Source organism: Polaribacter sp., assembly GCF_036480315.1.
Classification (GTDB): Bacteria; Bacteroidota; Bacteroidia; order Flavobacteriales; family Flavobacteriaceae; genus Polaribacter.
Window position 1 is genome coordinate 1 of the sequence record NZ_JAZGGG010000027.1, and the last position, 13908, is coordinate 13908.

11 protein-coding genes and 2 pseudogenes are annotated in these 13908 nt (G+C 29.7%); 3 read left to right on the forward strand and 10 right to left on the reverse strand.

Features of this window, described 5'->3' with window-relative positions:
* Positions 1–128: 128 nt before the first annotated feature.
* The 9 genes and pseudogenes from V3V28_RS05640 to V3V28_RS05680 all read right to left on the reverse strand — a co-directional run bounded on the left by V3V28_RS05640 (position 129) and on the right by V3V28_RS05680 (position 6781).
* Complete coding sequence (locus V3V28_RS05640) at positions 129–593, reverse strand: inorganic phosphate transporter (protein ID WP_331364054.1); 465 nt, start codon at positions 591–593, stop codon at positions 129–131.
* Positions 594–671: 78 nt separating this feature from the next.
* Positions 672–1499, reverse strand: coding sequence for a purine-nucleoside phosphorylase (locus V3V28_RS05645; RefSeq protein WP_331364055.1), 828 nt, complete (start codon positions 1497–1499; stop codon positions 672–674).
* Positions 1499–2101, reverse strand: coding sequence for a TIGR04282 family arsenosugar biosynthesis glycosyltransferase (locus V3V28_RS05650; RefSeq protein WP_331364056.1), 603 nt, complete (start codon positions 2099–2101; stop codon positions 1499–1501). The genes V3V28_RS05645 and V3V28_RS05650 overlap by 1 nt, the downstream gene beginning before the upstream one ends.
* On the reverse strand, positions 2094–2582 hold the full coding sequence (locus tag V3V28_RS05655) for a rhodanese-like domain-containing protein (RefSeq protein ID WP_331364057.1): 489 nt from the start codon (positions 2580–2582) through the stop codon (positions 2094–2096). Before V3V28_RS05655 ends, V3V28_RS05650 begins: the two co-directional genes overlap by 8 nt.
* A 181-nt stretch (positions 2583–2763) precedes the next feature.
* Positions 2764–3732: an arsenosugar biosynthesis arsenite methyltransferase ArsM gene (gene arsM, locus V3V28_RS05660; protein WP_331364058.1), complete on the reverse strand. Its 969-nt coding sequence runs from the start codon at positions 3730–3732 to the stop codon at positions 2764–2766.
* Positions 3733–3786: 54 nt separating this feature from the next.
* On the reverse strand, positions 3787–4842 hold the full coding sequence (arsS, locus tag V3V28_RS05665) for an arsenosugar biosynthesis radical SAM (seleno)protein ArsS (protein ID WP_331364059.1): 1056 nt from the start codon (positions 4840–4842) through the stop codon (positions 3787–3789).
* Positions 4843–4962: 120 nt separating this feature from the next.
* Positions 4963–5298 (reverse strand): arsenosugar biosynthesis-associated peroxidase-like protein, encoded by a 336-nt coding sequence (locus V3V28_RS05670; RefSeq protein ID WP_242179312.1) that lies wholly within the window; start codon positions 5296–5298, stop codon positions 4963–4965.
* Between the two features lie 35 nt (positions 5299–5333).
* The gene (locus V3V28_RS05675; protein ID WP_331364060.1) at positions 5334–6044 is read right to left on the reverse strand and encodes a DUF547 domain-containing protein; all 711 of its coding nucleotides are present in this window, start codon (positions 6042–6044) and stop codon (positions 5334–5336) included.
* A 44-nt stretch (positions 6045–6088) separates the two neighbouring features.
* Positions 6089–6781 (reverse strand): annotated as a pseudogene (locus tag V3V28_RS05680) (queuosine precursor transporter).
* A 195-nt stretch (positions 6782–6976) separates the two neighbouring features.
* On the opposite strand from V3V28_RS05680, the gene fabD reads away from it, so the two are divergent.
* The 3 genes from fabD to V3V28_RS05695 all read left to right on the forward strand — a co-directional run bounded on the left by fabD (position 6977) and on the right by V3V28_RS05695 (position 13599).
* Positions 6977–7864 (forward strand): ACP S-malonyltransferase, encoded by an 888-nt coding sequence (gene fabD / locus V3V28_RS05685; RefSeq protein ID WP_331364061.1) that lies wholly within the window; start codon positions 6977–6979, stop codon positions 7862–7864.
* 260 nt (positions 7865–8124) lie between these two features.
* Positions 8125–8793, forward strand: coding sequence for a hypothetical protein (locus V3V28_RS05690; RefSeq protein WP_331364062.1), 669 nt, complete (start codon positions 8125–8127; stop codon positions 8791–8793).
* Positions 8794–8847: 54 nt separating this feature from the next.
* Positions 8848–13599, forward strand: coding sequence for a T9SS type A sorting domain-containing protein (locus tag V3V28_RS05695; RefSeq protein ID WP_331364063.1), 4752 nt, complete (start codon positions 8848–8850; stop codon positions 13597–13599).
* Between the two features lie 197 nt (positions 13600–13796).
* On the opposite strand, the pseudogene V3V28_RS05700 reads toward V3V28_RS05695, so the two are convergent.
* Positions 13797–13908, reverse strand: a pseudogene (locus tag V3V28_RS05700) (IS982 family transposase); the annotation flags it as partial.

A 13908-nucleotide genomic window follows, 5' to 3' on the forward strand; every position in this document is an offset into this window, starting at 1 on the left:
TTAATACCTCTAAAATTTTCTCGTAATTTGCTCTAAAGCTGTTCATCTATTTAAATGTTTGAAATTCAATTAAATATACGATTCTCTTAATCAATGAACAGCTTTTTTATAATGCACAACAGGTAGAGTTAATAAGCTAACAGACTTAAAAATGCAGCCATTAAAGGGTTCACAATTAATGGCATTAAGAAAGTATTACCTAGTTTTTCAAAATTAAATTCTGAACCAATTGCCATAACACCTGCACCAAATAAGCCTCCAACTAAACTATGCGTTGTAGAAATTGGCATCCCTATTTTAGTCGCTGTAAAAACAGTAATTGCTGCACCAAGGGCAATTGCAATAGCAAATATTGGTGTTTGTATTAATTCGTTTGGGGCTAAACTTTTTCCTGAAAAATTTTTCACTAATTTTTCTGCTAAAAAAATAGCTGCTACTGAACCAGAAAATGTAGTAATTGTTGCCCAGTTAATTGCTTTTTTATAGTTAGTAGTTCCATATACAAACAAAGTTGCGACTCCTTTAAAATTATCATTAGCACCATTACTAAATGCTAAAAAACAAGCGGCAACAAAAAGAAGAATTAAGATCATAAAAGTAAGTTTAAGTTTTACATGTTTTGACGTAACTAGCTACTATTACTTACTATCTATTATATAAAAGACTTAAATCTATATTATTTTTAGAACTTCCTTAAAAAGTGTAATCATTTTAGGTTCTGCTTTACCAGCAATTGCAATAATTTCTGCTATGTCTACAGGTTGTAGGTTTTTAGGATCACATTCATCTGTTAATACAGAAATAGCAGCACAAGGTAAGTTAAGTTGTTTTGCAACAATAACTTCTGGTACAGTACTCATACCTACAGCATCAGTTTCAAAAATTTGTAACATTCTGTATTCTGCTCTAGTTTCTAGTTGAGGCCCTAAAACACTTGTATAAACACCTTTGTGTAATAAAATGTTTTGCTTTTTAGCAATATCACTAATTTTAGCATTTAATTCTTTAGAATATGGTTCTAACATATCAGCAAAAATATTACCAAATTTGTTTGCTCCTCGAAAAGCTAAAGGAGAACTTCCTTGTAAATTAATATGGTCTTCAATGAGCATTAAATCACCTTTTTTATAAGATAAATTAATTGCCCCAGCTGCATTTGAAACTAATAAATTCTTAATTCCTAAACCATGCATTGTTCTAATTCCGTAAGTAACTTCCCAAGCATTATAACCTTCATATAAATGAAAACGACCCGCCATTACAAGAACTTTTTTTCCAGATAATTTACCATAAATTAATTTACCAGAATGAAACTCTACGGTTGCCACAGGGAAATTAGGAATATCTGAATAAGAAATTTCTTTTTCTATAGAAATTTCATCGACAAGTTTGCCTAAACCTGTTCCTAAAACAATTCCTATTTTTGGACTTGTAATTCCTGCTGATTTTAAAAAATCTATAGTTTCTGTAAGTTGTTGTTGTTGTTGTTGTTGCTTCATTATCTTAAAAATTGTTGAAATGCAGGGTGATGCTCAATATCTTCAAATACATCTACATCATTTAATTCCTTTAACAAATGTACTTTTTTATCTTGTAAATCTGCTAAAGTATCTTTTCTAACAGTTGCTGTTCCCCAATCTTTATTTTTGAAGATGTTTTCTTCTAAAGAATTCATTCCTAATAAATAATAACCACCATCTTCTGCTGGTCCAATAACCAAATCGTTTGTGTCTAACTGGTGAAAAGCGTTTTCTATATTTTGGGTTGTTAAATCATATAAATCGCTACCAATAATTATTACTTTTTCATAACCAGCATTGTAACCGTTTTTAAAAGCGTTTAACATTCTAATACCTAAATCTTCTCCAACTTGTTGGTGTTTTTGATAAATAGTTCCATCCCAAATATCATGTGTTCTGATTTTTACAGAATAATATACTGCTTTATCTGATGTTACTTTTGAAGATGCGTCACGTGTTTTTTGTAGCAAAAATTTGTAGATTTCTAAAGCAGTTTCATCGCCAACAGTTTTTGCTAATCGAGTTTTTGCTTTTCCTAATTCGGGGTTTCTTGTAAAGATTAAGAGTAGATTTTTATTCATATACTTTTTTACCTTTTTTAAGCCATTTGCTCCAATCCTTATTAAAAGTATGGACTTTTTCTGTCTCGTTTCCTAAAGTATCTATGACTTGGAAGTTGTTGTTTTTCCATTCAAAAATTCCTCCGTATAAATTATAGACATTCGTATAGCCTTCTTTTATTAATTTATCTGCAACAATTTCAGAACGAATCCCTAAAGAACAATACACCACTATTTTTGCGTTTTTATCTTCAGGAAGCTTTTCTAAAGTTTTGTTCACGTCAAAATAATCATAACCAACACAAATAGCATTTTTTAAATGACTGATTTTGTATTCTTTTGTTTCCCTTGCGTCTAACAAAACAGCTTTTGTGTTAGCTAAACTATCTACAGAAATATAGGGTACATTTCTTTTGTTCCATTTATTTAATAGTTTGTCAAGTTTTTTTTGCCCAAAAGAAGTTGAACTAACAATTAAAAAAAGGATAAGAATTTTCTTCATATTTAATTTTTAATGAAATGTTCTCGATACAATTTTTCTTTCTCCGTTAGAAAAATTACTCGAACTGAGATCACGTATTATCAATTTAAATAGATACAATGTCACATCGAGTAATTTTGCTTTTTTGCAAAATTGTATCGAGATGCTTTTTAGTTCTTTTTACAAAAAGCATTTGCGATGCTTAACAACATCCACCACCATCATAATGAAAAGTAGATTCTGAAAAATAAATATCATCTCTACTTAATGCTTGTAAAGCAGCAGTCGTTTTATCGCAAATTGCTAACGGTTGGTTTTTTAATAAAGTATGACCTAAACCATCATCAAAATAATCTTCATCACCATAATAAATAGCAGCTCTACCTGTAAAAATACAAGGTCCATCTGCTGGCATTGGATCTTTAATTGCAGCAACCTCTATAGATTCTATATAAATTAATTCGTCGGTTGGATAACTTTTTGGATCTAAAATTCTATATGGTTTTCTTGCTCTAATTTCAATAGTACCAAAACCAGCATCAGTTAACGCTTTTACATAATCTGCAATTGTTAAACTTCCGCTTAAACATAAAGCGCGTAAACGTTCGTCGTTTCGTAATTCATCATTCATTGGTTGCTCACAAGTAGGGTCACTCATTACCAATTTACCATGAGGTTTTAAAACTCTGTACATTTCTTCAATTGCTTTTTTCAAATCATCAGATTTAAAAATATTGAATAAACAATTTTGAGCAGCGACATCGATAGAATTATCCTCTACAGGCAAATCCATTGCGTCACCTTTACGTAAATCAACAAAATCAGATCTAAACCAATCGTTTTGTTCTTCAGCAATTTTAAAGTTTTTGCGAGAAGCTTCTAGCATTTCATCAACAACATCTAAACCTATTACGCCTCCTTTATTTCTGTTGAAATAGGCGAATTGTAACAATTCCATTCCACCTCCAACACCAACATATAGCATTTTAGGATTGTTAGTTAAATCTCTTGCATGCACAGTAGAGCCACAACCGTAATTCATTTCCTGCATAATTCTTGGAATTTTTAAACCTGGTAATTCCCAAATAGGATTTGTAGTACAACATAAGCCAACATCTGGTGTTAATGCTGCTTCTTTATATACATTATGTGTAGTTTCTAAATAACTCATATTCTTATTTTTTATGCTAAAATGAATTCACTTTAACTTTTTTTTATTGATAAATTAAGCAACAACTCCTTGGCAACTACTTCCTGCGCCAGCAGTACAGCCATAACAGTGTTGGTTTATAATTATATTTCGATCTTGTAATAACTCTTCATTATAATCTGAAATGTGCTTTACTTTACTAGCTACTTTCAAGTTTAGCATTTGATTGAAGTCACAATCGTACAACCAGCCATCCCAACTTACAGAAAGTGTATTTGTACACATTACATTTTCTACAGCAGTAGGATTGTATGCTTCCACTAATGAATACATATAATCTTCGTAATTTTCTGAAGCTATTAAATAATCTAAAAACCTGCTAATTGGTAAATTTGTAATTGCAAATAAGCTATGGAAGTCAATATCAAATTCTTCTTTTAATGCTTTTTTGAAATCATTTTCTAAAGCCATTTGATCTCCAGGTAAAAATGCACCTGAAGGATTATAAACCAAGTCTAATTTTAAATCTGAACCTTCTAAAGCATAACCAACCGCATTTAATTCTTGTAAAGCTTTAATTGATTTATCAAAAACTCCATCTCCACGTTGTTTGTCCGTTTTTCCACGCGTCCAATGAGGCATTGAAGAAACTACATGAACATTGTGTTTTTTGAAGAATTGAGGTAAATCGTGGTACTTTTTATTCGCTCTAATAATTGTTAAGTTAGAACGGACAATAAAATCTTTAATTCCTGCTTTGGATGCTTCTTCTACAAACCATCTAAAATTAGGATTCATTTCTGGAGCGCCACCAGTTAAATCTAACGTATGTGCTTCCGTTTTTTTGATGACTTCCAAACATTCGTTCATTGTCTCCAATGTCATAATTTCTTTACGATCTGGACCAGCATCTACATGGCAATGCGAACAAACTTGATTACACATGTAACCTAAATTTATTTGTAGAATTTCTAATTTTTTAGGGCGTAAAGGTAACTGATTTGTTTCTTTAATTTTTGCAGCAAAAGTGGGTAATTCTCCATTTGCAAAAATTCCTTCAGATAGAATTTCCATCTGACGAGCAGTATTTGCAATATCGTTATTTCTTGCTTTTAAAGATTTAGTAGCCATATATTTTGTCTGGTCAAGCGCAATCGAGACCTAGATATTTTAAAATTAAATAGATTTTCACTTTTGTGAGAATAAGTGATTCACACAATCTTTACTGAAATGCAAAAATTGGTTACCTGCTTACATTTCTAATTTATTTACTTTATTCATCATTTGAACGCCATGAACTAAAGTTGCGCCACTTTTAATTGCTGCACCAACATGAATTGCTTCCATCATTTGTTCTTTTGTAATTCCTCTTTGTAAACTATCTTTTGTATATGCGTCAATACAATATGGGCATTGTTCTGTATGTGCAACAGCCAGAGCAATTAAAGATTTTTCTCGAGCAGTTAATGCTCCTTCTTCAAATACTTTACCATAATAGTCGAAAAATTTGTTTCCTAGTTCTTCGCTCCATTCTGTTATTTTACCGAATTTCCTTAAATCGGCAGCGTCATAATAGTTTTTAGACATGGTTTTTGTGTTATTTCAGATGAAGAATAAAGATACTATTTTCCGTTTAAAGTCCAATCGTATTTTAGAAAACTAATTTTAGCTTTTGAGCTAATTTCAGTTTCTGAATATTTGTTTAAAAAGTTGATTACTGAACCTTTTTTGGTAAAATCATCTTTAAACCAATCGAAAATTGAAGAAATTTGAACTTTCTTTTTAGAGATTTTATTTCGAGTTGTATCGTTTACAAAATCTTTCATTAAACGAGTTAATTCTGCTTCTATGTTTTGTTCTGTAAACGCTTTGTTACCTAATTTAGGACAAGAGCCTGAAGCACAATTTACACCAACATGAATTTTAGGGTCTGAAAAGTCTTTACGTAAAATTTGATGTTCTATATGATCTAAAGTATATGTTTTTCCACCAACTTTAGCAAAAGGAATTTTCCAAGCAGTTTTTCCTTTTTCTTTGATATCCATAATGCTTTTTAGAGGGTAATTTTCTAAAATTATTTTGATTGTATAAGCGTTGTAAGCATTAATCCAAAAGGCTTTTTGTTTATTTTCTGACCAAGAAGCTGCTGGCGTTGTTTTTTCTAAATAAGAAATGTAACTATCTAACTTCGCTTCATCATTTTTGAATGATTTGTAATCTACAATTCCGGTTTTGGTAACGTGTTTTTGTAATAAATCGTTAAAAACGGATGTTTGTGCATAACCCTGCGAGAAAGTAAGTGTAATTATAAGTAATAAAAATATTTTTTTCATGATATGAATTTTCTAATTTTTTAGACGAAACCTTTTTCTATTGATTACAAAAAATACTCCAAAATTTCTTCTCCTACCTTTAAATTGATTTTTTTTCTGAAAACAAATACTAAAAGATATAAAATAGGAGTGTCTAAAACTGCGATAATTACCTAAAAAAAAAGCCACTTATTAATAATTCAGTAAATATATTCGAAGGTAAAACTTTAAATGAACATAATAAAAAAACCACTGTAAATGTGTCTATAAACTGCGAAGTAAAAGTGGAAAAATTATTACGCAACCATAAATATTGTCCGTTTGTTAGTTTTTTCCAGAAATGGAAAATTCTTATATCCACAAATTGTGCAAATAAATACGCTATCATAGATGCAAAAACAGCTAAAGGAGATAAACCAAAAACTTGATGAAAGATTTTGTCATTTATAGGAAAACTATCTATTGCAGGCGCAAAATCTGCAATAAGAATAATTAGTATTGAAAAGAAAGAAGCAAAAATTTCTGCAATTACCACTTGATTGCTTTTTTCTTACCATAAATCTCTGATAAAATGTCGGTAATTAGAAAGGTAATTGATAGGGTAGAATTCCTACAGAAATTTCAAAACGATAGATTCCAAAAGGTTTCCAATAAAAGAGTTTTTGAAAAATTAAATTTGATGCAACTAAAGAAGTTATAAATAATGCAGTTAGAATTAAATAAATACTATCTGTTAATTGTTTGTCTTTTATTGTCATTGAGCGAAGTTGGTAAATATTCATTTTCTTTTAGAGTTGCAATCTGCATGTAAATAAGTTTAGCCCAGATTGAAACGACATCCTTTTTTATTTTTCTTAAAAAAGATATAGTGAAAAGCTGGAAATAGCTTCCAATAAAAATGATTATTTTTGCTGATAATAACAAGAATAATCAACGATACAAATATACATTTTATGAAAGCATATATTTTTCCGGGTCAAGGAGCGCAATTCACAGGAATGGGATTGGATTTATACGAAAAGTCTGCATTGGCACAAGAATATTTTGAAAAAGCAAATGACATTTTAGGGTTCTCAATTACAGATATTATGTTTGAAGGAACTGCAGAACAGTTGAAAGAAACAAAGGTTACGCAACCAGCAATCTTTTTGCATTCTGTAATTTTAGCAAAGGTTTTAGGAGATGACTTTAAGCCAGAAATGGTTGCGGGACACTCTTTAGGAGAATTATCTGCTTTGGTTGCCAATGGAGTTTTAACTTTTGTAGACGGATTAATATTGGTTTCTAAACGTGCTTTGGCAATGCAAAAAGCATGTGAAGCTGCACCTTCTACAATGGCTGCAGTTTTAGGTTTAGCTGACAATATTGTTGAAGATACGTGTGCCGAAATTGATGGAGTAGTGGTTGCTGCAAATTATAATTGTCCTGGTCAATTAGTGATTTCTGGTGAAATTTCTGCGGTTGAAAGAGCATGTGAAGCTTTAACTGAAAAAGGAGCAAGAAGAGCTTTATTATTACCTGTTGGTGGCGCATTTCACTCACCAATGATGGAGCCTGCAAGAGAAGAATTAGCTGCTGCAATTGAAGCAACAGTATTTAGTGAGCCAACATGCCCAGTATATCAAAATGTGGCGGCAAAAGTAGTTACAAACCCTGAAGAAATTAAAGAAAACTTAATTGCGCAATTAACTGCGCCAGTAAAATGGACGCAATGTGTACAAGCTATGATTGCTGATGGAGGAACTGAATTTATTGAAGTTGGACCAGGAAAAGTTTTACAAGGTTTAATGCGTAAGATTGATAGAAGTGTTGCAGCAAGTGGTGCCACAATAGCTGAATAAAAAATATTTTTTAGTGTAAACAAAATAAGACTGTGGGAAACCACGGTCTTTTATTGTTTGCATAGTTATAATTACCAGTAATCGAATGAAATTAACGGCTAATGGATTTGATATATGAATCCGAGCTGAATAAAACGATTTTTGTTTTGTGCAAAATTGAAGCCTTTTTTATAAGTGAATAAACTTTTAAAAAGAAGTGTTTTTCCTTACAATGGAGAGCAGCTTATTTTGAACTTTGTAAAAAAATAAAAACAGAAATCATGAAAAGAAAGCTACTTTTATTATCAATTTTGACTTTTTTAAGTTTGTCGATTAATTCTCAAACAGCAGTGCCAGATGACGCTTTTGAAACTTATTTGGAAACGCATGATGCAACTGGACTTGTTGTTTCGGAGGGAGATGCTTCAAGTTTAGGTGATGGTACAGATGGAAATAATTTAGTTACTACAACCAAAATTAATGGTATAACAGATTTAACCCTGCAATATCTTGGAATTGAAAAGTTAGATGGTCTAGAAGATTTTGCTGCTTTAGAGAATTTAACTTTCTATGAAAATAATAGCAACCAAACAACTGTAGATTTAACAGCAAATACAAATTTAATAAACATAGTTATTAATGGTTCAGTTAGCTTAACAACTCTTAATGTAGCAGGTTTAGCAAATGTTACAAAACTCTATTTTGTTAGTTCTGGTGTAGCAAATTTAGATGTTTCATCTTTAGTAGCTTTAACAGAATTACAATTGGGTAACCATTCTTTATTAACAAGTTTAAATATTAAGAATGGTTTTAATACCAATATTACTGTAGCTTCATTTAATCAGAATCCACTTTTAAATTGTATTACTGCAGATGCAGGAATTCCTGCTTTAGGATTGCCAAATTGGAGTAATAATCTAAATATTGTTTTTGATGAATCTTGCTCATAGCAAATAACATATGTTCCAGATGATAATTTTGAAACTTTTTTAGAAGCGAATTCTATGGGAAATGGAATTGCAAACGATGATAAAGTTTTTACCAGTAATATTAATACAGTTACAAATCTTACAATTTCTAGTTTATCTATTTCTGACTTAACAGGTGTTGAAGATTTTGCAGCTTTAGAAATATTACATTGTGAAGGTAATATGCTTACAAATATTGATGTAACTCAAAACACTACTTTAAAAGAATTGTATTATTCGACAAATCAAATAACAAATATAGATGTTTCACAAAATACTTTATTAGAAAAACTATATGTTTTCTCAAATCAACTAAAAATAATAGACGTAAGTAATAACGTTTTATTAGAGAGGTTATATTGCCAGGGTAATTTAATTGAAAATATTGATGTAAGTCTGAATACCAATCTTACAGTTTTACAATGTGATAATAATAATTTAATGACGCTAAACATTGCAAATGGAAACAATTCAAATATGGCTTTATTTGCACATGCTAACTCCTTATTAACCTGTATCCAAGCAGATTCTAATGCTGGAACTCCAGTTGCTAATACACAAATAGATTCTCAAACATCTTTCAATACAAATTGTTCTTATGCGGAAACTAACGTTCCAGATAATGCTTTTGAAAACTATTTAGAAACGCATGATAGAGATGGAAATACGGTTGCATTAAATAATCCATCTAGTATGGGAAATGGTGTTGCAAATGACGCTAAAGTTTTTACGTATAGAATTAATACAGTTACATTATTAGATGTGTCTAATGTTGGCTTAACATTATTAACAGGTTTAGAAGATTTTAGAGATTTAGAAGTTTTTGGGGCTTTTGGAGGAAACTCATCTCTTACATCAGCAGATTTTTCTAATAACCTTAAGTTAAAAAGAATAACATTTACCTATAATAGCAACGCAACAAGTGTTAAGTTTGGTAATTTACAAGATGTAGAATACATCCAATTAGGGTATAACAATATTACTAATGTTGATATTTCTGGCTTACCAAAATTAGAGGAGTTTAAAGATTTCTCGGGAAAACTTACTTCTTTAGATACTTCAGGTAACCCTAACTTAAGAATTTTAGCTTTGCCAACTAATGAATTAACTTTATTAGATGTTTCTTCTAATGTAATATTAGAGCAGCTATCACTACCTAATAATCAATTAACCATCTTAAATATTGCTAATGGAAATAATTCAACAATTACAACATTTAGTACTGTAGGCAATCAAAATCTAACTTGTATAACTGCAGATGTTTCTACTCCTGTTGCTGGTTTAACAGGTTGGGATATAGATGCACAACACAATTTTAGTGGAACATTATGTACAACAGGATTAACCTACGTACCAGATGATGCTTTTGAGCAAGCCTTAATAGATTTAGGACATGATTCCGGTTCATTAGATGATTATGTACCAACAGTATATATTAATACAATTACAAATCTAGATATATCAGATCCAATAAACAATGCTAACTTACCGAATGTAACTACAAAAATTTCAGATTTAACAGGAATAGAAGATTTTGTAGCTTTAGAAGTTTTAAAAGTGCACGAAAATAATTTATCAAGCATAGATATATCATCAAATATTGCTTTAAACCAATTATTTGTCAATAGTAATAATTTGCCAAGTATAAATGTTACTTCTAATGTGTTGTTAGAGGTCTTTTATATCAATGGTAATCAAATTACTAATTTCAATTTAAGCCAAAATATAGCATTGAAAGAACTTTATTGTTCAGCTAATCTATTATCTTCTATAGATGTAAGTAAAAACATAAATTTAATAAAGTTACAATGTGCGGAAAATCAAATAAAAATATTGGATGTAAGTAAAAATTTATCATTAACACATTTAAATACACATTTAAACTTAATTGAAAATATAGATATAATTGTAAATACAAGTTTAAAACTTTTACAGTGTAATAATAATAATTTAAAGACACTAAACATTGCAAATGGAAACAACTCAAACTTGGGTTTATGGGCTTATGCAAATCCTTTGCTTACGTGTATACAAGCAGATACAAACTCGGGTCCACCATCTGCTAACACTCAAATAGATTCTCAAACTTCATTTAACACAGATTGTTCTTATCCAGAAACTAATGTGCCAGATCCTATTTTTGAAAATTACCTAGAAACTCACGATAGAGACGGAAACATAGTTGCTTTAAATAGTCCTTTAAGTATGGGGAATGGTATTGCAAATGATATGAAAGTATTTACACATAGAATTAGTGCAATTGTTCAATTGTATCCAACAAGTATAGATATTGCTGATTTAACGGGTCTTCAAGACTTTATATCACTTGAGATATTCGGAATTCTTGGAGGGAACAATAGTTTAATAACGGCAGATTTTTCGGCCAACACCAATTTAAAAAATATTAAACTAAAAAATACTCCAACATTAACTTCTATTACATTAGCTAGTTTATCAAATGTTACATTTCTTGACATATCAGGTAATGCATTAATTAATATAGACGTTTCTGGTTTGCCAAATTTAGAAGAGTTTTTTGTTGGGAATAATCCTCTTAATGTTCTTAATATCCTCCAAAACCCAAAATTAAAATTCTTGCATTGTCAGAATACACAATTTACAAATTTAGATACAAGTCAAAACCCTGATTTTGAATCTTTATTTTGTATTGATTCTCAAATAATAAATTTAGACTTTACAAATAACCAAGCTTTAACAGGTATAACGTGTTATAATAGTTCTTCGTTAGCAAGTATTAATTTACCAAACAACCCTAATTTAATATTTGTTGATGCACATCATACCGGGATTTCATCTTTAGATTTAAGTACTAGTCCATTAGTAAGTACATTAGATTTATATGATACTCAACTTACTGCTTTAAATTTAGATGCGAATCCTGCAATAGTATATCTATTAGCATATAATAATCCAATGTTAACTACCTTTAGTATAAAGAACGGTAATAATAATGGTCTTTCAGGTAGTTCATTTGCTACATTAAATAGCCCAAACTTAACTTGTATAGAAGTAAGTGATGCGAATTATGCAACTACAACTTGGACTCAAATTGATAGCCAGCAAAGATTTAGTACCAATTGTAGTTTAACACAAACAAATATTCCAGATGATAATTTTGAAGCCTATTTAGAAACTCATGATGCTAATGGAAATGTAGTTGCATTAGGAGCAAGTAATAGTATGGGTAATGGAGTTTCAAATGATAATTATGTTTTTACTAATAGAATTGATACAATAACAAATTTAGAAGTTTCAAATTTATCAATCTCTGAAATGACTGGAATAGAAGATTTTACGGCTCTTGAGAAATTGATTTGTTGGGGAAATAATCTTACTAGTTTAAATGTTTCGAATAATTTTCTACTTAAAGAACTTAATTTTTTTGCTAATTCAATAACGAGTATCAATTTAACTAACAACAATCAATTAACCATTTTAGACTGTAGTAGTAATAGTTTAAGCTCATTAGATGTGGATCCTTTAATAAATTTACAAACTTTAATTTCAGGAAATAACTCTTTTACAACATTAAATGTTTCATTAAATACAGGTTTGTTAGAGTTTTCTTGTAATGGTTTATCTACTATAGATATTTCTAATAACTTAATTTTAAAACAATTAACTTTAGGTGACGTAAATATATCTAATATAGATCTTTCTTTACATACAGATTTAAATTTAGTGTCCATTGCAAGCATGAATCAATTAACTGGGTTAGATTTATCTCAAAACCAGCAAATAACAATAGTTTCAATGTATAATAATCCTGTATTAGAAAACTTAAATATTAAAAATTCTCAAAACCAATTAATAACATCATTTACTTCTGATAATAATCCTAAATTATTTTGCATACAGGTTGATGATGTTTCATTTTCTAATACAAATTGGGGTGTAGATATAGACAGTCATTCGTCATTTAACACAGACTGTTCTTCTACTTGGGTAGTAAATACTTCTGCAGCAACAACAACAGCACTACTAACTATTGCGGGTTTAGATGCAGATAATGATGGGAATATAACATTAGCAGAAGCAGCAGCATATTCGGGACCATTAAATTTAAGTGGGCAAAGTTTAACAGATGTAGAAGGCTTGCAAGCATTTACTAATATTACTGTAATAGATATACAAAATAACAATATTGCAGACTTTTCACCACTAACTGATGCAATGATTTCGATTATTGCAAAAAGTACTGGTAAAACTAAAGTTCATGCAAGATCTGGTGCTTTTAATTTAGAAGAATTACTAATTTCTAACAATAATGCTGTAGAAACTTTAGATGTAAGTAAGTTAACAAATTTGACAAAATTAATCATAAAAGACAATCCTAATTTAGTAACACTAAGTGTTAAAAACGGAAATAACTTATTAATTACAGAATTTGATTCTACAAATTCACCAAAGTTAACCTGTATTTTAGTTGATGATATTAATGGAGGTTATTTAACTTCTTGGTCTATAGATACTACTGCAGGTTTTGCTGCAGATGAAGCAGATTGTAGAGCGAGAGTTTTAGCTATTACTGATTTTGATATTAATAATCAGATTTCTTTATACCCAAATCCTGTAAATGATATTTTAAAAATAACTATTTCTAATAATTTAGAAATAGAAAGTATTGAGGTTTTTAATGTTATTGGAAAAAGAGTTATAAAAACAACATTAAAAGAAATAAGGTTTAAAGACTATAACTCAGGTGTTTATTTTGTAAGAATTAAGACTACAAAAGGAATTATTACTAAAAAAATAATTAAGAATTAAATAAGTTTATTGTTTGTTGAATGTAAATACTACAAGTTTTATTTTAGCTTGTAGTGTTTTTAATAGTGAAGATTAATAAAGGGGAAATCTAATTGAAAAAGAGAAGTCCAACAAACCATAAACACTTGTTTATGGTTTGTTATTAAAAACAAGTATCTTTAAAAAGTGTTTAAATACTACTTACACCCGTTGTGCATTTAAATAATACTAATTTTTAAGTTGTTAATATTTCTATCAAAAGTAAACTTATTAATGAATTGAATAATTGTTAATGAGGTTAATTTTGAGAGTATTCTAGTCTTAAAACCT